Origin of the sequence: Oceanicaulis sp. MMSF_3324 (assembly GCF_030733545.1) — a bacterium.
GTDB lineage: Bacteria > Pseudomonadota > Alphaproteobacteria > Caulobacterales > Maricaulaceae > Oceanicaulis.
Genome location: NZ_JASHIU010000001.1, coordinates 527,756 through 549,922 on the forward strand (window position 1 = coordinate 527,756; position 22,167 = coordinate 549,922).

At 65.4% G+C, this 22,167-nt stretch carries 21 protein-coding genes; 12 read left to right on the plus strand and 9 right to left on the minus strand.

What is annotated here, in order from left to right:
• Window positions 1-35 precede the first annotated feature (35 nt).
• Window positions 36-614, plus strand: coding sequence for a TetR/AcrR family transcriptional regulator (locus RBA95_RS02575; protein ID WP_306015238.1), 579 nt, complete (start codon window positions 36-38; stop codon window positions 612-614).
• Between the two features lie 35 nt (window positions 615-649).
• Here RBA95_RS02575 and ilvD read toward each other — a convergent pair whose 3' ends face one another.
• Genes ilvD through RBA95_RS02595 form a run of 4 tightly spaced genes read right to left on the minus strand, consistent with a single transcriptional unit; the run spans window position 650 to window position 6,390 of the window.
• Entirely contained in the window at window positions 650-2,332 is a 1,683-nt protein-coding gene (ilvD, locus tag RBA95_RS02580) for a dihydroxy-acid dehydratase (RefSeq protein WP_306015239.1), read from the minus strand.
• A gap of 6 nt (window positions 2,333-2,338) precedes the next feature.
• Window positions 2,339-3,640, minus strand: a complete 1,302-nt coding sequence (gene thrC, locus RBA95_RS02585) for a threonine synthase (protein WP_306015240.1) — start codon at window positions 3,638-3,640, stop codon at window positions 2,339-2,341.
• Window positions 3,631-4,584, minus strand: a complete 954-nt coding sequence (locus RBA95_RS02590) for a homoserine kinase (RefSeq protein WP_306015241.1) — start codon at window positions 4,582-4,584, stop codon at window positions 3,631-3,633. The genes thrC and RBA95_RS02590 overlap by 10 nt, the downstream gene beginning before the upstream one ends.
• Window positions 4,585-4,605: 21 nt before the next feature.
• Window positions 4,606-6,390 (minus strand): homoserine dehydrogenase, encoded by a 1,785-nt coding sequence (locus tag RBA95_RS02595; RefSeq protein WP_306015242.1) that lies wholly within the window; start codon window positions 6,388-6,390, stop codon window positions 4,606-4,608.
• Between the two features lie 164 nt (window positions 6,391-6,554).
• Here RBA95_RS02595 and RBA95_RS02600 point away from each other — a divergent pair, with 164 nt between their 5' ends.
• The 10 genes from RBA95_RS02600 (at window position 6,555) to leuB (ending at window position 15,863) form a co-directional block, all read left to right on the plus strand.
• Window positions 6,555-6,806: a hypothetical protein gene (locus tag RBA95_RS02600; RefSeq protein WP_306015243.1), complete on the plus strand. Its 252-nt coding sequence runs from the start codon at window positions 6,555-6,557 to the stop codon at window positions 6,804-6,806.
• Between the two features lie 164 nt (window positions 6,807-6,970).
• The gene (locus tag RBA95_RS02605) at window positions 6,971-7,123 is read left to right on the plus strand and encodes a hypothetical protein (RefSeq protein ID WP_306015244.1); all 153 of its coding nucleotides are present in this window, start codon (window positions 6,971-6,973) and stop codon (window positions 7,121-7,123) included.
• A gap of 124 nt (window positions 7,124-7,247) precedes the next feature.
• A complete protein-coding gene (gene ilvC / locus RBA95_RS02610) occupies window positions 7,248-8,261 on the plus strand; it encodes a ketol-acid reductoisomerase (RefSeq protein ID WP_306015245.1) in 1,014 nt (337 codons plus the stop codon).
• A 21-nt stretch (window positions 8,262-8,282) separates the two neighbouring features.
• The gene (gene ilvG / locus RBA95_RS02615; protein WP_306015246.1) at window positions 8,283-9,977 is read left to right on the plus strand and encodes an acetolactate synthase 2 catalytic subunit; all 1,695 of its coding nucleotides are present in this window, start codon (window positions 8,283-8,285) and stop codon (window positions 9,975-9,977) included.
• 3 nt (window positions 9,978-9,980) lie between these two features.
• Window positions 9,981-10,247 (plus strand): ACT domain-containing protein, encoded by a 267-nt coding sequence (locus tag RBA95_RS02620; protein WP_306015247.1) that lies wholly within the window; start codon window positions 9,981-9,983, stop codon window positions 10,245-10,247.
• Window positions 10,244-11,833: a 2-isopropylmalate synthase gene (locus RBA95_RS02625; RefSeq protein ID WP_306015248.1), complete on the plus strand. Its 1,590-nt coding sequence runs from the start codon at window positions 10,244-10,246 to the stop codon at window positions 11,831-11,833. Before RBA95_RS02620 ends, RBA95_RS02625 begins: the two co-directional genes overlap by 4 nt.
• Window positions 11,834-11,845: 12 nt before the next feature.
• Window positions 11,846-12,814 (plus strand): branched-chain amino acid transaminase, encoded by a 969-nt coding sequence (locus RBA95_RS02630; RefSeq protein ID WP_306015249.1) that lies wholly within the window; start codon window positions 11,846-11,848, stop codon window positions 12,812-12,814.
• Entirely contained in the window at window positions 12,792-14,231 is a 1,440-nt protein-coding gene (gene leuC, locus RBA95_RS02635) for a 3-isopropylmalate dehydratase large subunit (protein WP_306015250.1), read from the plus strand. The genes RBA95_RS02630 and leuC overlap by 23 nt, the downstream gene beginning before the upstream one ends.
• Window positions 14,221-14,799: a 3-isopropylmalate dehydratase small subunit gene (gene leuD / locus RBA95_RS02640; protein WP_306015251.1), complete on the plus strand. Its 579-nt coding sequence runs from the start codon at window positions 14,221-14,223 to the stop codon at window positions 14,797-14,799. Before leuC ends, leuD begins: the two co-directional genes overlap by 11 nt.
• The gene (leuB, locus tag RBA95_RS02645) at window positions 14,796-15,863 is read left to right on the plus strand and encodes a 3-isopropylmalate dehydrogenase (RefSeq protein ID WP_306015252.1); all 1,068 of its coding nucleotides are present in this window, start codon (window positions 14,796-14,798) and stop codon (window positions 15,861-15,863) included. Before leuD ends, leuB begins: the two co-directional genes overlap by 4 nt.
• A 9-nt stretch (window positions 15,864-15,872) precedes the next feature.
• Here leuB and RBA95_RS02650 read toward each other — a convergent pair whose 3' ends face one another.
• The gene (locus RBA95_RS02650; RefSeq protein ID WP_306015253.1) at window positions 15,873-16,706 is read right to left on the minus strand and encodes an SDR family oxidoreductase; all 834 of its coding nucleotides are present in this window, start codon (window positions 16,704-16,706) and stop codon (window positions 15,873-15,875) included.
• Window positions 16,707-16,874: 168 nt separating this feature from the next.
• Between RBA95_RS02650 and RBA95_RS02655 the strand changes: the two genes are divergently transcribed.
• Window positions 16,875-17,672 (plus strand): DUF2189 domain-containing protein, encoded by a 798-nt coding sequence (locus tag RBA95_RS02655; RefSeq protein ID WP_306015254.1) that lies wholly within the window; start codon window positions 16,875-16,877, stop codon window positions 17,670-17,672.
• Between the two features lie 63 nt (window positions 17,673-17,735).
• Here RBA95_RS02655 and ccoS read toward each other — a convergent pair whose 3' ends face one another.
• From ccoS to ccoG, 4 genes are read right to left on the minus strand one after another with little or no spacing between them, the layout of a single operon-like run.
• A complete protein-coding gene (gene ccoS, locus RBA95_RS02660; RefSeq protein WP_306015255.1) occupies window positions 17,736-17,906 on the minus strand; it encodes a cbb3-type cytochrome oxidase assembly protein CcoS in 171 nt (56 codons plus the stop codon).
• On the minus strand, window positions 17,903-20,128 hold the full coding sequence (locus RBA95_RS02665) for a heavy metal translocating P-type ATPase (protein ID WP_306015256.1): 2,226 nt from the start codon (window positions 20,126-20,128) through the stop codon (window positions 17,903-17,905). Before RBA95_RS02665 ends, ccoS begins: the two co-directional genes overlap by 4 nt.
• Window positions 20,116-20,610, minus strand: a complete 495-nt coding sequence (locus RBA95_RS02670; RefSeq protein WP_306015257.1) for a FixH family protein — start codon at window positions 20,608-20,610, stop codon at window positions 20,116-20,118. The genes RBA95_RS02665 and RBA95_RS02670 overlap by 13 nt, the downstream gene beginning before the upstream one ends.
• Window positions 20,607-22,100: a cytochrome c oxidase accessory protein CcoG gene (ccoG, locus tag RBA95_RS02675; RefSeq protein ID WP_306015258.1), complete on the minus strand. Its 1,494-nt coding sequence runs from the start codon at window positions 22,098-22,100 to the stop codon at window positions 20,607-20,609. The genes RBA95_RS02670 and ccoG overlap by 4 nt, the downstream gene beginning before the upstream one ends.
• Window positions 22,101-22,167 lie beyond the last annotated feature (67 nt).

The window sequence follows — 22,167 nt, forward strand, 5'->3', positions numbered from 1 at the left end:
TCAGGGGCAAATCCCGTCCCGTCAAGGCTGAAGCAATGAGCGACGCGAAATCCAAGATCATGCAGGCGGCGTCAAAGCTGTTTCTGGAGGGCGGTTACAAGGCGCTCAGCGTGCGCGCCATCGCGCGCGAGGCGGGCGTTTCAACCATCGGGATCTACAGCCATTTTGATGGCAAGCAGGGTATTCTCGACGCGCTTTACATTGAAGGCTTCGCACAGGTGGAGGCGACCTGCGCCCTGCCTGACGGCGTGACGGATCGGGACGCGGCGATTGAAACGGTGGTGCGCCAGTATCTGCGCAGCGTTCAGGCCCATGAGGCCCATTACCGGCTGATCTTTGGCGAGCAATCGCCCGATTTCAGCCCGTCCGAAGACGCTCGCAAGGCCGGGGCGCAAGCCTTTGCCCGGCTACTGGAGCGCTCTGCGGAATTCCTGCCCGACCATTCCGCGGACGAGGTGCGCAATGCGGCGCTGGAGATCTGGGCGCTGATCCATGGCTTTGTCAGCCTGCGCCAGCATGTGACGGCGCTGAAGACGCAAAGCACGGACTGGGAAGACCAAGTGGTCCGGGCGGTGCGCATTCACGTCGCCGCCCTGGATCAGACCCGGTCCTGACGCCGCCTTCCGGAGGCGGTTTCGCTAAACGCGCTCTAGTCGAACGGGAAGCTCGTCACCGCGCCATCGGAAGCGGAGTGGACGAGCCGGGCGTATTTGGCGAATGCGCCGGTGCGGTATTTGGGTTCGGGCGGGGTGAAGCCCTGGGCCATGCGCGCCTTCAGATCCGCCTTCACATCGATGCGGCGGTTCTCGATATCGATGGTGATCACGTCGCCGGTCTTCACAAAGGCGATGGGCCCGCCATGGGCGGCTTCGGGCGCCACATGGCCGACCATGAAGCCATAGGTCGCGCCGGAGAAGCGGCCATCGGTCATCAGCGCCACGTCATCGCCCAGGCCTGCGCCCTGAATGGCGGCGGTAACCGCCAGCATTTCGCGCATGCCCGGCCCGCCTGCGGGGCCCTCATTACGGATGACGACCACATCACCCTTCTCGATCCCGCCCGAGTTGACCGCCGCAAAGCAGTCCTCCTCGCAATCAAACACCTTGGCGGGACCTTCAAAGAACAACCGGTCATGACCGGCGAGCTTGGCGACACAGCCTTCAGGCGCCAGATCGCCGTAGAGCACGCCGAACCCGCCGCGCGGTTTGAGCGGTTTGTCAGCGGACAGGATGACGTCCTGACCTGGCGTTTCAGCCGCCAGTTCGGCTTCCTCGAACAAGGATTTGCCGGTGACGGTGGGGGCGTCCTCGATCATATCCGCTGCCTTGAGCCGTTGCAGCAGAAGGCGCGCGCCGCCCGCCGCCGCCATGTCGGGCGCCATATAGCGTCCGCCGGGCTTGAGGTCGGCGATGACCGGGGTGGTCCGGCTGACCGCGTCGAAGACATCGATATCGAACTGGTCGCGGGTCACGCCGGCTTCGCGCGCAATGGCCAGAAGATGCAGCACCGCGTTGGTGGACCCGGCCGTGGCGGTCACGGCCGCCGCAGCGTTTCTTAGCGAAGCCGGGGTTATGATCTGACGCGGACGCCGATCGGCCTTCAGCGCCTCGACGACCGCCTGACCGGCCTGGCGGGCGGCGTCGGGTTTGTCGGGGTGGACAGCGGGTATGTCATTGAGCCCCATCGGGGACAGACCCAGAGCCGACAGCGCGAGCGCCATGGTGTTGGCGGTGAACTGGCCCCCACAGGCGCCCGCGCCCGGGCAGGCGGCCTTTTCCACTTCCATAAGCTCGTCTTCGCTGATCTTGCCCGCCGCACAGGCCCCCACAGCTTCGAACACGTCCTGAATGGTCACGGCCTTGTCGCCCAGCTTGCCGGGCATGATCGAGCCGCCATAGAGCACAACGCTGGGCAGGTTCAGCCGCGCCGCCGCCATCGCTGCGCCGGGCAGGGTCTTGTCACAGCCTACCAGGAACAGCACCGCGTCCAGGCAATGCCCGCGCACCGCCAGTTCGGCGGAATCCGCGACGCAATCGCGGCTCATCAGGCTGGCGCGCATGCCTTCGGTGCCCATGGAGATGCCATCGGTGACCACGATGGTGTTGAAATCCACCGCCGTGCCGCCGGCTGCTTCAATCCCGGCGCGGGCATGATCAGCGAGGCCCTGAAGGTGCATGTTGCAGGGCGTGACGCTGGTCCAGGTGTTGACGATGGCGATCATGGGCTTGGCCATGCGTTCATCATCATATCCGGCGGCGCGCAGCATGGCGCGAGCCGGGGCGCGGGCCGGCCCCTGGATCAGTGTGTGAGAGGGGCGTTTGTTATCGGTCATTTGAAATCAGGCCGTTTCGTTCAGGGCGTTCAATTGCGTTTTGAGGGCGTCGAGATCCGCCGCGCAGGGTTCGAACCGGGTGGAGCGGTCCAGAACTTCGGCAAGCGCCGGAGATGGCGCGATCGTCTGCCCGATCAGCGGCTCGACAATATCGGCGAACTTGTAGGGGTGCGCTGTCGCTGCGATCACCCAGGGGCGGGCGTGCAGATCAAACTCGCGCATTCGCGCCAGCGCCTCGGCGCCGACCGCGGAGTGCGGGCACCAGACATAGCCCGAGCGCTCATAGTCCGCCTTGATCCGGGCGCGAATGGCGCGGTCTTCCACCAGCTCCACCGACAGGCGGGCCGCATCGTCGGGCAAGGCGTCCAGGCGTTCGAAATTGCTCGGCGCGCCCACATCCATGGCGTTGGCGAGGGTGGCGATCGAAGCGCGCGGCTCATACCGGCCCGAGATCGCCCAGTCCGCCAGCGTCCGGTTGGCGTTGGTGGCGAGCACGATCGGCCCCCAGGGCGCCCCCATATGACGGGCCCAGATGGCGGCGACGCCGTGGCCGAGATTGCCGGTGGGGATGATCAGTCCGGGTTTGACGCCGTTCTTCTCATAGGCCTGTCGTGCGGCCCAGGCCATGTAGGCGGCCTGAGGCAAAAGGCGGGCGATATTGATGGAATTGGCGCTGGTCAGATTGTGTGCATCGCTGAGCGCCCGGTCGGAAAAGGCCGCTTTGACCATGCGCTGACAGGCATCGAAATCGCCTTCGACTTCCAGCGCCGTCACCGGGGCGTTCCAGCAGGTGAGCTGGCGCTTCTGGAACCCGGATATCCGTCCCTTGGCATACAGGATCACCGCCCGCACGCCCTTGCGGCCTTCCGCGGCGCAGCCCACGGCCCCGCCGGTGTCGCCTGACGTGGCGGCCAGAACGGTGAAGGGATGCGCCGGATCGCCGAGCCGGTCCAGGCACCGCATCAGAAAGCGCGCGCCCACATCCTTGAACGCGCCGGTCGGGCCGTGAAACAGCTCAAGCGCGAACACGCCAGGCCGTCCGGGGAAGGGGTTCACCAGCGGCACGTCAAAGTCATAGGTTTCGTTGACCAGCTCGGGCAAGGCGCTTTCCAGAGCGTCTCCCTTGAAGAAAGGCTCGAACAGGGCGAGCGCGGTCTCCTCCAGGCTGGTTTGCGCCGTCAGTCCGCTCAGTTGGCCTTCGGGAAACGCATCGGGGATGAACAGGCCGCCATCCCCCGCGAGACCGATCCGGATGGCTTCGGAGATCGAGCCGGCGCTGGCGCTGTTACGGGTTGAGATCAGGCGCATGCTTCTGGCTCCTCGGCCGGTTCAAGGCGCACGCCGGTGCTGTTGAGCGATGCGCGATAGGCTTTGGCCTTGCGCCCTGCACGGTCAAAGGCGCGCGCCATGGCGGTCTCTACCGCTTCGGCGTCAAAATCGGCCGCCCAGGCGAAAATCGACGGCCCCGAGCCGGAAAACGAACAGCCCAGGGCGCCCGCTTCCAGCGCAGCAGCCTTCACGTCGCGCATTTCGGGCAGCAGAAAGGCGCGCTGGGGTTCGATCAGCACATCATCGAGGCCCGCCCGGATCAGTTCGAGATCCGATGTCGCACAGCCCAGGGTGAACGCTCCCAGACGCCGGGCGTGTTCCACCGCGGTCTGAAGGGGCGCGTCGGGCTGAAGCACGTCCCGGGCGGCCTGGGTTTCGGTTTTCGCATCGGGATGAAACAGGATGGCCGTGACGCCCTGGGGCGCGGGCATGGGTTTGACGATCGCTGGATCAAGCTGGGCGGCGATCACCAGCCCACCCAGAAGCGAGGCCATGACATTGTCCCAGGGGGGCGGATCGGCGCTGGCGCGCTCGCCTTCCAGCGCAAACGGCAAGAGCTCGGCGGTGGAAAACGGCTTGTCCAGGAGCGCGTTGACCGCTGCGGCGGCCGCCACGGCGCTGGCGGCGGACCCGCCCATGCCAGCGCTGATCGGCACGCCTTTCTTGACGTCCAGGCGCACGCCGAACGGCGCTTTCACCGCTTGCAGGACCGCCTGGGCGGCCCGTAACGCCGTGTTGCGCATGGGGTCTTCGGGCAGTTTGGACATCAGGCCGCTGACCTCGCCCAAACGCACGCCCTGTTGGCTCTCCCTATGGGCGGTCACTTCGTCCCGGGCGGCGTCAAACGCTTGTCCCAGGACATCAAATCCAACCCCGACATTGCCAATGCTGGCCGGGGCGCTGGCGCGCGCATGCATACTCATCAGACCCACTCGTCCTCTTGCTCAGGCGCTGCGCAACGCATCGTCCGCCCGCAAAGGGGGTCGAACGGACGATGCGTGCGCGGGCGCGGCGCCATCACACGCCCAAGCCCGACGGATGTCCATCATGTCACCGAAAACAGCCGCAGCCGTGGGCCAGCGTCCCGCGCCCTTGCCCTGCAGGCTGTGCACCTGACCATCCGACAAGGTCAGCAGGAACCGGTTCTCCTCATTGCGGGCGCCGGCCAGGGCGTGGTCCTGGGGCACGGCCCGGACCTGGACTTCAGCGTCCACAGCGCCGCCGGCGGTCAACTTGCAACAACCGATCTGCTTGAAGACCTCGCCGTTCATCAAGGCGTCCTGAGCCTGTTTGGCCGACACTTCGCTCAGCGATTGTTTGGCGATGCGTTTAGGCGGCAGGTCCACGCCAAACGCTTCCCGGATCAGAATGGACAGCTTGTCCGCGGCGTCATGCCCGTCCACATCGGCGCTGGGGTCGGCTTCGGCGAAGCCCATGCGCTGGGCTTCGGCGACCGCGTCCTCGAACGCTCGCCCCTTGCCCAGCTGGTCGAGGATGAAATTGCCGGTGCCGTTCATGACGCCTTCAACGGCGACCACGCCGTGTTCCTTAAGCTCGGACAGGCGCTCCAGAACCACGACGCCCCCGCCCACGGAGGCGGAATACATCAGATGCGCGCCGCCGGACTTCGCCGCCTGGTGCAGGGCTTCGTAATGCTTGGCGACGGCGGCCTTGTTGGCGGTGACCACATGCTGGCCATTGCGCAGAACCGGCATCATGACCGAGGCCGGGCCGTCCGCTCCGCCCATCATCTCGACCACGAGATCGGGTTCGCCGGCCAGCGCGGCATGCGGATCAGAGGTGAACACCGCGCGGCGGTCATCGGCGCGGGAGCCCACATTGCGCACCAGCACGGGATTGAGCTCGAACAGTTCGGGATGGCTGAGCACATGATCCAGCACGCCCGACCCCACGGCGCCGCAGCCCAGAAGCGCGACCTTCATGGGGCCGCGATGGCGCAGGCGGCCGATGACGGCGGGGCCCGAAGCGATCCGGGTGGCTTCGCTGGCGCCCATGGCGGCGACCTCGACCACGAGATCGGCGGCCTTGGCGGCCTCGATGGCCTTGGGCTGGATCAGGCCGCGGCTGGCGTCCATGGCCTGGTCATAATCGAGCGCGTCATAGCGCTGGGCGTGCGGATCCTTGGCCGGGTCATCGGTGTAGACCCCGTCCACATCCTTGATCAGGCGCACCCGGTTGGCGCCCGCCTTCACGGCGAAAAAAACGGCGGTCAGATCAGTGCCGCCCCGGCCCAGCGTCGCGGCGCCATGCTCGGCATGACAGGCGGTGAAGCCCGGCAGTACGACCGCGTCCGCCTCCTCCAGCGAGCCGGCGAGCGCGTCGGCGTCAAACTCGCTGAGATTGGCGTCCATGGGATCGCCTTCCGCCATCAGGCCGATTTCATGCGGGTCGAGCACCTTCGCCTTCAGCCCGAGCCGTGACAGGGCGAGGCCCATCAGCGCGGCGGAGCGGAATTCGCCGAGCCGGGCGAGGCGGGCGGTGATGTCGGGGAAGGGGCCGCCGCCATTGGCGTCGGCCTGGGCCAGAAGCTGATCGGTTTCGCCTTTCAGGGCCGAAACGATGACGATGGTTTTCTCCCCCGCCCGGACATGGCGGTAGATCTCTGCGCCGGCCGCGGCGTAGTCGGTCTCCGAGGTCAGCACCGAGCCGCCGAACTTGAGAACGCAAAGGCCTTTCGGGGCGGAGGAAACGTTAAGCTGGGGATCCATCGGATCAGTCCTTCTTGGTTCGTTTGGGTGGCGAGCCGGTTGGGTTCGAAGCATGAAAAAACCCGCTCGCCGGTTTCGGGGAGCGGGTTGGTGTTGGGTTGAATGTTTGCGCCTTGTGTCGCGCTCAGCCCGTACCGCCCCGCCCTCGAGTAAGGGTGGTGGTAATGGTGGTAATGGTGGTGGTGAGCGCGGTGGAGATGGCGCATACGCCAGCCGTCACGGTTGTCACCGTGCTCGTCTGGGCGCTGTGCTGGACCTGCGGGAAGCGGGTCATGAATCATCTCCTGGACGTGCTGCAAGTGCGCAGCGTCGAGCGCAACGTGACTGGCTTTTCCACAGCCCGTCAACCGGCCCCCTGTGGCTTGAAAAGCACAATTATCGCGCCGGCCTCGAAAAATAAGCCTTTAAACTACTGAAAAAAATAGCGGAAAATTTTTTCTGAGTTGTTCGGACATTTAGGTGTTGCGCGATGCAGCATTTCGGCCTTACGGTTTTTGCACAGCCCGGCGAGACGGAACCCGTCCTATCGCCGGACATCTTTCGCGCGTCATTTCCGACCCGTCCCGGGTGATCTGGCGCAGTGTTGAAACCGGGAGACAGCGCCATGCGCGACGCGAAGACCCAGACCCTGACCCAGGACGCCCAGCGGATCGCTGCGGTGGCCGGCTCGGTCGTACTTCTTGTCGTCGTACTGCTTATTACCACCCACGGTGGAGCGGCGGCGCCTGTCTGACGGTAACGAACACACCTCAGACCCAAGCAAACCCCCGCTCCACACCGGAGCGGGGGTTTTTCTTTGCCTCACCCCCAAGCCCGAACCCGAACCTGCCCCAAACGCCACGGAAAGACTGACCATCATGACCCGGATCTACACCGACGACGACGCCAGCGCAGAAGCCCTCAAGGGCGGCCCCATCGCCATTATCGGCTATGGCAGCCAGGGCCGCGCCCATGCCCGCAATCTTCGCGACTCCGGTCATGAGGTGATTGTCGGCGCCCGTCCCGGCGGCGGCGCCGAAGCCAAGGCCAAGTCCGACGGCTTTGACGTCTTCACCCCTGCCGAAGCCGCCAAAGCCGCCAGCTTCGTGGCGCTCCTGACGCCGGATATGAGCCACAAGGATGTCTACGAGTGCGATATCGCCCCGCAAATGTCGCCGGGCGATACGCTGATGGTGGCCCATGGCTTCTCGATCCATTACGGCCAGATCCGTCCGCGCACCGATATCGACGTGGTCCTGGTGGCGCCCAAGGGGCCGGGGGATCTCGTCCGCCGCGAATTCGAGATCGGTCGCGGCGTGCCGTCGCTCTTCGCGATCTACCAGGATTCCTCCGGCGCCGCGCGCGAGAAGGCGCTGGCCTATTGCAAGGGCAATGGCGGCACGGCCGGCGGCGCGATCGAGACGAGCTTCGCGGAAGAAACCGAAACCGATCTGTTCGGCGAGCAGGCCGTTCTGTGCGGCGGTGCGTCCGAGCTGGTCGCCGCCGGTTACCAGACCCTGGTGGATGCCGGCTATCAGCCTGAAATCGCTTACTTTGAGTGCCTGCACGAGCTCAAGCTGATCGTCGACCTGCTGTATGAGGGCGGCATCTCGCGCATGCATGATTTCATCTCCGAAACCGCCAAGTACGGCGATCTGGTGTCGGGCCCGCGGGTCATCAATGACGAGACCAAGGCGCGGATGCGCGAGGTCCTGACCGACATCCAGTCGGGCAAGTTCGCCCGTGACTGGATCGTGGAGAACCAGGCCGGCAAGCCGCAATACGACGCCCTGCTGCGCGCGGACCTGAACCAGGACATCGAGAAAACCGGCGCCCGTCTGCGCGCCCGCATGGCCTGGCTGCAACCCGGCGCCAATGCCGGCCAAGCCTAGCGCGCACCAAGGAGCCTGATCATGACCGCCCAGCCCAAAGCCGCACCCGCCGCCACCCTTCATCGCACCGGCGCCCATCTGGTCGTCGAAGCGCTGCGGGCGCAGGGCGTATCGAAGGTGTTCGGCTATCCCGGCGGGGCGATCATGCCGGTGTATGACGCCCTGCCCGGCTCCGGGCTGGAGCATATCCTGGTGCGGCATGAGCAGGCGGCGGCGCTGGCCGCGGACGCCTATGCCCGGGTGTCGGGCAAAGTGGGCGTGTGCCTGGCCACCTCCGGCCCCGGCGCGACCAATCTCGTGACCGGCATCGCCAACGCGTTTCTGGATTCGGTGCCCATGGTGGCGATCACCGGCCAGGTGGCCACGCCGCTGATGGGCACGGATGCGTTTCAGGAAATCGACGTGTTCGGCATCACCCTGCCCATCGTCAAACATTCCTTCCTGGTCAGGGATGCCAAGGACATCCCCGAAATCTTCGCCGAAGCTTTCGAGCTGGCGAAGCGCGGGCGACCCGGACCGGTTCTGATCGACCTGCCCAAAGACGTCACCCAGGCGTCCGGGGCGTTCCCCTCAGCCGATCAGACGGTCCGGGCGCCTGTCAGTCCAATCCCGTCAGACCCCGCTCCCATCGCTCAGGCCGAAGCCCTGATGGCTCAGGCCAAGCGGCCGGTTCTGTATATCGGCGGCGGCGTGACCCTGGCCAAGGCCGAAGAGGCCCTGCGCCGGTTTTACAGCCGCACGCGTATTCCAGCGGTTGCGACCCTGAAAGGCCTGGGCGCCCTTCCGACCGACGCGCCGGGCTTTCTGGGCATGCTGGGCATGCACGGGACGAAAGCGGCCAATCTGGCGGTGGATGAAAGCGATCTGCTGATCTGCGTCGGCGCGCGATTTGACGACCGGGCGACGGGCAAGCTCGACACCTTCGCGCCGAATGCCCGGATCATCCACTTTGATACGGACACTTCTGAAATCTCCAAACTGCGCGACGCGGATGTGGGTTTGACCGGTGACCTGGCCGAAACCCTGGATCGTCTGGAGCCGGGCGTTCTGAGTATTGAGCCTTGGCGTCAGCGCTGCGCCGAGGCGGCCGAGCGCTGGGCCATGCGCTATGACGCGCCCGGCTCTGGCATCTATGCGCCCAAGCTGCTCAAAGACCTGTCCGAAAAGGCGGGCGACAAGGCCATCTTCACCTGTGATGTGGGCCAGCACCAGATGTGGGTGGCCCAGCATTGCCGGTTTTCCCGGCCTCAGGCGCATCTGACCAGCGCGGGTCTGGGAACCATGGGCTATGGCCTGCCCGCCGGCATTGGCGCGCTCATGGCCGAGCCCGATGCGACCGTGATCACCGTATCGGGTGATGGCTCGATCATGATGAACATTCACGAGCTGGCCACCCTGCGCCGCTATCGCCTGCCGCTGAAGATCGTGCTGCTGGACAACTCTCAGCTGGGCATGGTCCGGCAGTGGCAGCAGCTGTTCTACGACGAGAATTTTTCCGAGGTGGACCTGTTTGACAATCCCGACTTCGCCGCCGTGGCGCGGGCGTTCGGGATCGAGGCCTTCACCCTGGACCAGCGCGAACACGCGCCCGCCGCCATTGAGCGGCTCCTGAACACGAACGGGCCGATCCTGTGCCATGTGCGCATCGACCCGCGTGAGAATGTCTGGCCGCTGGTGCCGCCGGGCAAATCCAATGCTGACATGATGGAGGCCTGATCCATGACAGACCGGATCGAGATCGAATTTCGCCCCAGTGAAGGCGCGATCCTGCGTCTGATCGGGCTCGTAGAGCGTCGCGGCTTTGAAGTGCGCGGCGTGGAGCTGCCGCAGATGAACACCCAGTCCGATGCGCGCATGGACCTGACCGTCCAGCCGCGCGATGCGGGCCGAAAAATGAGCACGCTGTGCGCCCAGATTTCCAAGATCTACGGCGTGAGCGCCGTGCGTTCGGCCAGCCTGACCCCAGCGTATGAGGCGGCGTCATGACCAAGCCTGCAAGCCCTGTCACGATTTTTGACACCACCTTGCGCGATGGCGAGCAAGCTCCCGGTTATTCCATGACCGAAGCGGGCAAGCTGAGCGTTGCGCGCGCCTTGCAGGCGTTGAAAGTGGATGTGATCGAAGCCGGTTTCGCCGCGGCCAGCCCGGGCGATTTCCGAGCGGTGGAACGCATTGCGCGCGAGATTGACGGCCCCGCCATCTGTTCGCTGGCGCGCACCACGCCCGGTGATATCGAGGCGGCGGCGCGGGCGCTGAAAGACGCGCCACGAAAGCGCCTGCACATCTTCCTGGGGACGAGCCCGCTGCATCGCGAGTTCAAGCTGAACATGACGCCTGATCAGGTCCTGACCCGCATCAAGGAGATGACCGAGCTGGCGCGCACCCATTGCGATGATGTGGAGTTTTCCGCCGAGGACGCCATTCGCACCGAGCGCGGCTTCCTGGTCGAAGCGCTTTCCATCGCCGCCGAAGCCGGGGCGAAGACGCTGAACGTGCCCGACACGGTGGGCTATTCCACGCCGGACGAGATCTATCAGCTGTTCAAGCATCTCAGCGAGAAGGTCTCGAAGGCGAAGGACGTGGTGTTCTCCGCTCACTGCCATGACGATCTGGGCATGGCGGTCGCCAATTCGCTGGCCGCCGTGCGCGGCGGGGCGCGTCAGATCGAGTGCACGGTCAATGGCATAGGCGAACGGGCGGGCAATTGCGCGCTCGAAGATGCGGTCATGGCGATCCGCACCCGTCGGGACGTGTTCAACCTGACCACCAATATCGACACCCGCCAGATCATGGCGGCCAGCCGGGCGCTGAGCAAGGCGACCAACACTCACCCGCCGCGCAACAAGGCCATCGTCGGCGCCAACGCCTTCGCCCATGAATCCGGCATTCACCAGCATGGCGTGCTGGCGAACCGGGAGACCTACGAGATCATGAAGCCCGAGGATGTCGGGCTGAACTCGAACCAGATCGTTCTGGGCAAACACTCGGGCAAGCACGCCCTGGCCGCGCGCGCCAAGCAGTTGGGCTGGACCCTGGAAGGCGAGCAGATGCAGGCCGCCTTCGAGGCGTTCAAGGCGCTGGCCGACGACATCGGACTGGTGGATTCAGGGCAATTGTCAGCCCTGCTGGAGCGCCTTGAAAGCGGCGCACAAGGGGAGGCTGAATTGTGGACCCTCAAGCGCATTGATATCCGCGCCCCGCTCTCGCCCAAGGATCATCCGGTCGCCCGGATCGAGATGGAACATGCCCGCCGCGGTCAGGTGACCGACATCGCCAGCGCGCCGGGCGCGCTGGACGCCGCTTATCGCGCGGTCAGCCAGATCATGGAAACCCCGGCCCGGGTCGAGGATATCGAGATGCAGTACGTCGCCGCCGATCCCGATGACACCGGAGACGACGGCCAGGGCGCAGATGTCCTGGTCGATCTCAAGGCCAGCGTGAACGGAGAGATCTTCTCCGGACGCGCCCGCGCCCGCGACATCATTCCCGCTTGCGTCACCGCCTATATCGACGCGCTCAACAATGCCTGCGCCGTCCAGCGACGCCGCAAGGCCGACGCCCACGCCGCCTAGAGGACTGACCCCATGTCGATCAATCAAGTTGAATATATCTGGCGCAATGGCGCGCTCATTCCCTGGGCGGATGCGCAGGTTCACGTGCTGTCGCACGCCCTGCACTATGGCACTTCGTTCTTCGAAGGCATTCGCAGCTATGACACGCCGGCGGGCCCGGCGGTGTTTCGCCTGACCGATCACGTCAAACGGCTGATCGATTCCGCGCGCATCTATTCCATCGATCTGCCCTACACGGCCGAAGAGCTGGCCGAAGCGTGCAAGCAGGTGTTGCGTGAGAACGATCTGGGCTCGGCCTATCTGCGCCCGGTCAGCTTTATCGGTTATGGCTCCATTGGCGTCGTGCCCGCCGCGGAAACGCCAATCGACACCTATATCGCGGCCTTCCCCTGGGGCGCCTATCTGGGCGAGGACGCCCGGACCCGGGGCGTGGATGTGTGCGTGTCGAGCTGGAACCGCATGGCGCCGAACACGGCGCCCACCGGCGCCAAGGCCGGCGGCAATTACCTGTCGAGCTATCTGATCAGCCGGGAAGCAAAATCGCGCGGCTATGCGGAAGGCATCGGCCTGGATGTGGACGGTCGTCTGTCCGAAGGCGCCGGCGAGAACCTGTTCGTGGTCAAGGACGGCAAGCTGATGACGCCGCCCGCCAGCTCCTCGATCCTGCAGGGCATCACCCGCGACAGCGTGATCCGTCTGGCCAAGCGCGAAGGCCTTGAAGTGGTTGAACAGACCCTGCCGCGCGAGATGCTGTATCTGTGCGACGAGGCCTTCTTCACCGGCACCGCCGCCGAGGTCACCCCGATCCGATCCATCGACGACAAGACGACCCGGTCCGCCGGGGCGGGCCCGGTCACCAAGCTGATCATGGACCGCTTCTTCGGACTGTTCGAAGGCCGCACCCAGGATGACTGGGGCTGGCTGGAGCCCGTAAACGCCCAAGCCCAGGAGACAGGACATGAAAACGCCGTCGCCGTCTGACACGTCCCCCAAAACCCTGTTCGAAAAGGTCTGGGACTTACACCTCATTGAGCCCGAGACCGAGGCCGCGCCGGCCCTGGTCTATGTCGACCTGCATCTCATCCATGAGGTGACCAGCCCGCAGGCCTTCACTGCGCTCGAGGAGCGGGGCCTGAAGGTGCGTCGTCCCGACCGGGTGTTCGGCACGCTCGATCATTCCACGCCCACCACCCCGCGCACGCCGGGCGCCAAGCCGATCTACATCAATGCGGCGGCGAAGAAGCAGGTGGAGACGCTGGAAGACAATTGCCGCCGGCATGGCATTCGCCTGGCGGGCTGGGACAGCCCGGAGCGGGGCATCGTCCATGTGATCGGGCCAGAGCTGGGCCTGACCCAGCCGGGCATGACCATTGTCTGCGGCGACAGCCACACCTCGACCCATGGCGCGTTCGGCGCGCTGGCCTTTGGCATCGGCACAACCGAGGTGGGCCATGTGCTGGCGACGCAATCGCTGTTGCAGTCCAAGCCCAAGACCATGCGCGTCACCGTGGATGGTCGTCTGCCCCATGGCGTGGGCGGCAAGGATCTGATCCTCGCCATCATCGCCGAGTTGGGTGCGGGCGGCGCCGCCGGCCATGTCATCGAGTATGCCGGGGCCGCGATTGAAGCGCTGTCGATGGAAGAGCGAATGACGGTCTGCAACATGTCCATCGAGGCGGGCGCCCGCGCGGGCATGATCGCGCCGGACGCCACCACTTTCGCCTGGCTGGAAGGCCGCAAGCACGCCCCCAAGGGCGCGGCCTGGGAAGCGGCGAAATCGCGCTGGGCCGGTCTCAAATCCGACCCGGACGCCGTGTTTGACGCCGAAGTGCGGCTGGACGGATCCAAGCTGGCGCCCATGGTCACCTGGGGCGACAGCCCCGACATGGCTGCTCCCATCGACGCGTCCGTGCCGCGGGCGCCTGAAGGTCCGGCCGCCGAAGCGCTGAGCTATATGGGCTTCAAGGCGGGCGAGGCGCTGATGGGTGAGACCATCGATGCGGTCTTCATCGGCTCCTGCACCAATGCCCGCCTGTCCGATCTGCGCGAAGCGGCGGCGGTCATCGCCGGGCGTCATGTGAAACAGGGCGTGCGCATGCTGGTCGTGCCGGGCTCCGAAGAGGTCAAGCGCCAGGCCGAGGCGGAAGGGCTGGACGCCATCTTCCGCACCGCGGGGGCGGAGTGGCGCGAACCGGGCTGTTCCATGTGCATCGCCATGAACGGCGATACCGGATTGGCCGGAGAACGCATCGTCTCCACCTCGAACCGCAATTTCGCCGGCCGTCAGGGCCGGGGCGTGCGCACCATCCTGGCGAGCCCGGCGACCGCCGCCGCGTCCGCCATCGCCGGGGCCATCGCCGATCCGCGTCGCATCCTGGAGGCGTCCCATGCTCAGTGAACCGATCAAGGCCATTACGGCGCGCAGCTTCGTGATCCGGGATTCCAATGTGGACACCGACCAGATCATTCCCGCGCGCTTTCTGACCACCACCGAGCGCGGCGCGCTGGCGGACGCCTGTTTTCATGACTGGCGTTTCACGCCGGAGGGCGCGCCGACCGACCACCCGCTCAACCGGGTGGACCGGGACACGCAGCGCATCCTGATTGCGGGCGACAATTTCGGCTGCGGGTCCTCGCGGGAACATGCGCCTTGGGCGCTGCGCGATTTCGGCGTCGAGGCCGTGATCACCTCGCGCGCGGCGGACATCTTCAAGTCCAACGCGCTCAAGAACGGCCTTGTCGTGTGCGAGATCGACGAAGCGGCCCATGCGGCTTTGCTCGACCGTGAAGACCTTGAGGTCACCGTGGATGTGGTCAACCAGACTATCACGGCGGGCAATATCACCGCGAGCTTCAAGCTCGACCCCTTCGCCCGCACCTGCCTGATCGAGGGGGTGGATCCGCTGGGCTATATCCTCAACCAGTCCGACGCGATTGCGCGCTTCGAGCAGGAGCATGCGGCATGAGCCAATCCATCCTGATCCTGCCCGGCGACGGCATTGGCCCCGAAGTCGCCAGCGCGGCGAAAACCTGTCTTGAAGCGGTCGCGGCATTGGAAGGGCTGGACTTCACCTTCTCCGAAGCACCGTTCGGCGGTGCGGGGATTGATGCCTGCGGCGAGCCCTTGCCCGATGAGACCCTGGAAGCCGCGCAAGCCGCGGATGCGGTGTTTCTCGGCGCGGTCGGCGGACCGCAATGGGATGGCGGCGCCCAGCGGCCCGAGCAGGGGCTTCTGGGCTTGCGCAAGGCGCTGGGCCTGTTCGCCAATCTGCGCCCGGTCAAGGTCTTCAAGGGGCTGGAGCATCTTTCCCCCCTTAAGGCGGACCGGGTGGCCGGCGCGGACGTGCTGATTGTGCGCGAGCTGACGGGCGGGATGTATTTCGGCGAGAAGCGCGAAGGCGATGACGAGGCCTTTGATGGCTGTTCGTATTCCCGCGCGGAGGTCAGCCGCATCGCCGAGATCGGGTTCAAGGCGGCGCAGGGGCGCAAGGGCAAGCTCACCAGCGTGGACAAGGCCAATGTTCTCGCCACCTCCCGGCTCTGGCGCCAGACGGTCAACGATCTGGCGTCGGATTATCCCGATGTGTCGGTGGATCATTTGTATGTGGACGCGGCGGCGATGGCGCTGGTGACCGGACCGACCCGGTTTGACGTCATCGTGACCGAGAACCTGTTCGGCGACATCCTGTCCGATGAAGCCGCAGTGGTGGCGGGCTCGATCGGGCTTCTGGGCTCGGCGAGCCTGGGCGCGTCAGGACTGGGGCTCTTTGAACCGATCCATGGCAGCGCGCCCGATATTGCGGGACAGGACAAGGCGAACCCGTCTGGCGCCATCGCCAGCGCAGCCATGCTGCTGCGGTATGGCCTGAACCAGCCCAAGGCCGCCGATCGTCTGGAGGCGGCTTTGGAGGCCGCGCTGCTCAGTGATGAGCGCACCGCGGATCTGGGCGGGAGCGCCAGCGGCTCCGCCTTTGCAGGCGCCGTGCTGCGGCAGATCGAAAAGGCGGGCGCGTTCGAGCCCGCCGAGTAGAAGCAAGGGTCAGTCGGCCATGGGCCGGCTGGCCCGCTTCTTGATGAAGTTCCAGTATTTGATCGGGAAGATGCGCTCCATGATGGCGAGCGTATGGGCGTCCTTGCCCACCAGCACGCGCGGCAAGCGGCGCTCCACGCCCCGAAGAATGATTTCGGCCGCTTCGGGCGGCGGCATGACCAGGCCTTCCTTGGCCATTTTCTTCACCGCCTTGAGCTCGGCTTCGGTCATGTCGGCGGGCTTTTTCGCATCCTCGGCGATCTGGGTGTTCACCCCGCCTGGATGAATGGTCGTCACCCCGATGGAGGTGCCTTCAAGCTCGTGCATCAGGGCGTTGGAGAAGCCGCGCACCGCGAACTTGGCCGAGGAATAGGCGGTCTGGCCCGCCGGGGCGACGATGCCGAAGATCGAGGAGACATTGACGAGCTGGGCGGTGTCCGCCTGCTGCATGAGCGGCATGAAGGCGCGGGTCATGCGCACCACGCCATAGAAGTTGATGTTCATCAGCCATTCGAAATCATCATCGGTGACCCGGTCGAACGTGCCGCCCAGCGCCACGCCGGCATTGTTGAACAGGCCATGCACCGCGCCATGCTCACGCTCGACCGCCTGGGCGAACGCCTGGATCTGGTTCTTGTCAGCGACGTCCACGGTATGCGTCGTCACCTTGATTTCATTGCTTTTGAGCTCGGCTGCAACGGTTTCTAGGCGCGCTTCATTGATGTCGGCGAGCGCCAGGTTTGCGCCCCGGGCGGCCAGTCCTGCCGCAAGCGCGGCGCCGATGCCGCTGCCAGCGCCGGTGATGACCGCGGTGCGGCCCTTGAAATCGAGATGACGAGTCATGCTCTCCCCCTGAGATTATTGCCGGTTTTGATGTGAACGCTGTTCACCCCGGAGTTTTGGGCAGAGTTTCAGAGTTTTCAGCCCCTGTCCATCAGGGGGTGATCTTGTCAGCGCTCGGAAATGGGATCACAGTCGGAATACACACAATAAATATAGGGAGGAGTTCGCATGGTTACGCTGGAGAAAGTCCGCCGCGATGCGCCCTGGGCCTGGATCAAGGGCGCGATCGACGACATGCGCGCTGCGCCCTTCCTGTCCATTGGCTATGGCATCGTGTTCACGGTGATCGGCCTGTTGATCACCGTCGGCCTGTGGGCGCTGGGCCAAGGCGCGGTGGTTCCCGTCATGATGGGCGGGTTCGCGCTGGTGGCGCCGGCCTCGGCCATCGGCATCTACCGGATCAGCCAGATGCGCGATCACGGCAAGACGCCGGGGCTCTGGGATTTCTGGTCCATTCCGGCCGGACGGTTCACCCAGCTGGCGCTTCTGAGCGTCCTGATGCTGGTGTTCTTCCTGACCTGGGCGCGGTTGGCGCAGATGATGTTCGCGCTCTTTACCCATGAGGCCGATTTCCGCCTCGACAGCTTCCTGCCCTTCCTGTTCACCGATGTGCAGGGCGTCATGCTGATGGCGATCGGCACGCTGGTGGGCGCATCTTTGGCGCTGGTGGCCTTCACGGTCTCCGCGCTCTCCTTCCCCATGATGGTGGATCAGGATGTGGACGCGGTCACAGCCGTCGTCGCCTCGATCAAGGCGGTGAAGGAACAGCCCGAGGTCATGCTGGTCTGGGCGTGGATCATCGCCTTTGCGACCGGGGCGGGCCTCGCCCTGTTCGGGGTCGGCATCGCCATCACCTTCCCGCTCATCGCCCATGCCAGCTGGCGCGCCTACAAGGATTTCAATCCGCGCCCCAAGCCGAGCGCCAAGGAAGTCGAGGCGCGACTGGCGGACAACAATCAGGCCTGATCCCTTGTGCAGGCATGCATGAAAAAAGCCCCGGCGGAAGGCCGGGGCTTTTTGCGTTTCGGACTAGTGCTCGTCCTCATCATCGACGATGGGACCGTCATCATCGATCAGGATGCGTTCGGCGGCGCCGTCGAGATCATCATACTGACCCGACTTCATCGCCCAGAAGAAACCCAGAAGACCGGCGGCGCCAAGCGCCAGCGCGGCGGGGATCAGCCATAACAGTGCGGTCATGCGCGCCAGAGCCTCAATGCGTTGGCCATCACCACGAGCGAGCTGGCGGACATGGCGATGGCGGCCACCAGCGGGGTGACCAGGCCAAACACCGCCAGCGGTACGGCGATGACATTATAGATGTTGGCGAGGGCGAAATTCTCCATCATCCGCGCCTTTGCGGCCCGGGCGATCTCGACCGCGCGGGGCAGGGCGGCCAGCCGGTCGCCCTGGATGACAAGATCCGCCGCCGAGCGTGAAATGTCCGCCGCCGTTCCCATCGAGACCGACACATGAGCGGTGGCCAGCGCTGGCGCGTCATTGATCCCGTCACCCACCATGATGGGGGCGTCCCCGGCCTCATTCAGGGCGGTGATGCGTGCGATCTTGTCCTGGGGCTTCAACCCGGCCTGATAGCGATCAAGACCCAATGCATGCGCGGCGGCGGCGACGGGCGCTTCACGGTCACCTGAGAGAAGCTCGACCGGCAGGCCCTGCGCCTTGAGCCCGGACACCGCTTCGGGCGCATCGGACCGCAATCCATCCGCGAAGACAAAGCGCACCGGCGCTTCGCCTTCGACCAGCAGCCAGGCTTCGAGCACCGATGGGTCGGAGTCTTGGCCCTGTTTTTCAAGGCCAAGCCAGCTGGCGGAGCCGAACTGGATCACGGCGCCCTCCGCCGTGCCGGTCAGACCGCCGCCCGCGATTTCCTGAAGGTCGTCCGCCAGCGGGCCGGGGCCTGCTGCATCGGCGACGGCGCGGGAAATGGGATGGCGCGAGCCGCGCGCCAGACGGGCGGCGAGATTGAGCGCGCGGGGTGAGATGTCCTCGCGATTGATCAGGCTGGGTCGGCCGAGCGTCAGCGTGCCGGTCTTGTCGAACACCACCGATTTCGCTTCAGCCAGCCGTTCCAGCGCATCGCCGGATTTGACCAGCACGCCCTCGCCATAGAGCCGGCCGGACGCCACCACCTGGACCGCAGGCACCACCAGCGCCAGCGCGCAAGGGCAGGTGATGATCAGCACGGCGATGGCGTTCATCACCGCGTCGTGGACGTTTCCGGTGACGGCGAGCCAGCCGATGAGCGTGACAAGCGCCATGATGAAGACGCCCGGCACATAGGCGCGGGCGGCCTTGTCGGCATAGCGGACATAGCGCGAGCGGCCCTGCTCGCCCGCTTCCACAAGTCGCGCGATTTCCGCCAGCAGAGAATCGTCGCGCGCCGCCGTGGCTTTCACTGTTAAAGGCGCGTTGAGATTGATCATGCCCGAATAGACCGTTCCGCCCGGCTCGAGGGTTTGCGGCTGGGTTTCCCCTGTCACCAGAGCGGCGTCGAGCTCGCCCCGGCCTTCAGTGATCACGCCATCCACCGGCATGCGGTCGCCCGGTGCGATGCGCAGCAGATCGCCCGGTTTCACGTCGCGCGCGGGAACAGCCTTGATCGCGCCATCCGGTTCGATGCGATGCGCGATCCGGGCCTGGAGCGCGGCGAGATCGCGTGCGGCCTGGCCGGCGCGGGCGCGCAAGCGCACATCGAGATAGCGCCCGATAAGCAGGAAGAACAACAGCATGATCGCCGCGTCGAAATAGGCGGCGCCATGGCCCAGGGCCGTTTCATAGATCGACAGGCCACACGCCAGCAGCACCGCCAGCGAGATCGGCAGGTCCATGTTCACATTGCGCGTTTTCACGCCGACAATGGCATTCTTGAAGAAGGGCCAGCCCGCATAGGCGACGGCGGGCAGGGCGATCAGCCCCGAGATCCAGTGCATGAGCGTGATGGTGGCCAGACTCATCTCGCCCTCGCCCGCCCAGACCGAAATGGACAGGAGCATCACATTGGCCGAGGCGAAGCCCGCCACGCCGAGCGCGCGCAGCAGGCGCTTTTCCTCGTCCGATTTGGGGTCATCGGCTGCTTCGGGCTGATAGGGCCGGGCGCGATAGCCCAGATGCTCCAACCGACCGACAATCTGTTCCGCGGTCGCGTCCGCGCCGGTGAATTTCACCGCCAGACGCCCCGTGGAGAGGTTCAATCGGGCGCGTTTGACGCCCTCGAGCTGTTGCAGCCCGTCCTCGATCTTGACGATGCAGGCCGCACAATGGGCGCCTTCAACCGCAAGGTCGATGGCCTTGCTGTCTTCGGTTTCACGCACAAAGGCGGTGATCTCGTCCCCGTGCGCGGAGGCGGACAGCCCCGCCGTCGCCGCGATGTCGGGGCCGAGGCCGGGTTCTACTGACGCCACAACTCGCGCTCCAGCACGAACGGCGTGTCCGCGTCCACAGCTTCGGCATGCAAGGTCCAGTTGCCCTCGGTGACAGCCTCGACCGGGGCGGAATAGACGCCCGGCCGGGCTTCGGTGAACGCCAGCGCATGATCCAGATCGGTATTGGCCGGATGGCGCAGGGCGCCCGTCAGTTCAAGACCCATCACCGGCTGGTCCTCGGCGTCGGCGACCCGGATCAGAACCCGATCGTCCGCCAGATTGACCGCTGCAGTCCAGCCCAGCGCCGCCTGGGCGCGCCGTTGGGCGATGACGTCATTATACTCCAGCCCCTGAACATAGGAGCGGCGCTGGTCCTCTCCGGGGAAGGATCTCACCGCCAGCGAGATGAAAACCGTGTTCACCGCGATGATGGTGGCGAAGAACATGATCATCCCCGCCAGCACGTGCCAGCCGGTGATGCGGAAGCCGGAAGCGCCCTGTCGGGCCGTATAGTCGGTCATCGGATCTCTCCGGTCTGGAAGGCGGAACGGGTCTGCGCCTGATCCCCGGTCTCCGTGTCGGTGACGATAAAGGTCAGGGGTTCGGACGGCGCATCCACCGCATCACGCGGCAAGGTGACAAACACGCGGAAATCCTGCGTCTGGTCTGCGCCGACTTCAAGCTGACGAGATGTCTCATCTGCGCCCAGCACCCGGACCGCCATGGCGGGATCGCCTTCGATGGCCAGTTCATAGGTGCGCGTCTCGCCGGTCTTGTTCAGGACCGTCAGGGTATAGCCATTGCGCACCGAGCCGTCGGACAGGCGCACATAGTTCGGGCTGCGGTCACGATAGGCGTTCAGATCCAGCACCGCCCGGTTCATCAGGCTGAACAGCATGATCCCGCCCACGGCGGCGATCAGCACGGCGTACAGAACGGTCCGGGGACGCAGGAAGCGGTAGCGCGGCTTGAGGTCCTTGGCCCGGCGGTCGACATTGTCCTGGCTGTCATAGGCGATCAGCCCCTTGGGGCGACCGATCTTGGCCATGATGTCATCGCAGGCGTCGATGCACAGCGCGCAATTGATGCATTCGAGCTGGTCGCCGTCGCGAATGTCGATGCCCATCGGGCAGGCGGCGACGCAGGCCTTGCAGTCGATGCAGTCGCCCCGGCCTTCCCAGCTCTCGCCCTTCTTGTGCCGGCCGCGCGGCTCGCCGCGATCCACGCGATAGGTCACGCTCAGCGCTTCCTTGTCGATCAGCGCGCCCTGGATGCGCGGCCAGGGGCACATATAGGTGCAGACCTGCTCGCGCATGGTGCCGGCGAGCACATAGGTGGTGAAGGTCAGCACACCGAAGAAGATATAGCTGGTCAGCGCGGCCTGGCCGGTGACGAAATTGTTCACCACCGCGAAGGCGTCGTGGAAATACAGGATCCAGGCGCCGCCTGTAGCGGCGGCGATCAGGAGCCAGACGGCGTGCTTGCCGACCTTGCGCCAGGCCTTGTTGAAGCTCCATTCGGCGCGGTCGAGCATGATGCGCTTGTTGCGATCGCCCTCGAACAGGCGCTCGACGGCGATGAACAGATCGGTCCAGACGGTCTGCGGGCAGGCATAGCCGCACCAGACCCGGCCAAACAGCGAGGTGACGAGAAACAGCGCCAGCGCCGACAGGATCAAGAGGCCGGTGATGTAATAGACTTCCTGGGGCCAGATCTCGATGAAGAAGAAGTAGAAGCGGGCATTGGCGAAATCCACCAGCACCGCCTGGTCCGGCGCGCCCGGCCCCCGGTCCCAGCGCAGGAAGGGCAGGATGTAATAGACGCCCAGCGCAAGGGCCATGAAGACCCATTTGCCCAGACGGAACTTGCCGTGGACCAGCTTGGGGTAGATGGGTTCGCGTTTTTTGTAGAGCTCGCGCGAATGGGCGGCGTTCACCGCAACCGCGTCATGGCGTTCAACACCATCGGCGGCCTGTTCCCGAGCTTCGGGACGATTTTTGATCAGGTTCATAGTCTTCTCCGGCCTCCGGCCGCGTTTTCAGACAATAGCGCCATCTGGCTCGCCCCAGAGAACCAGA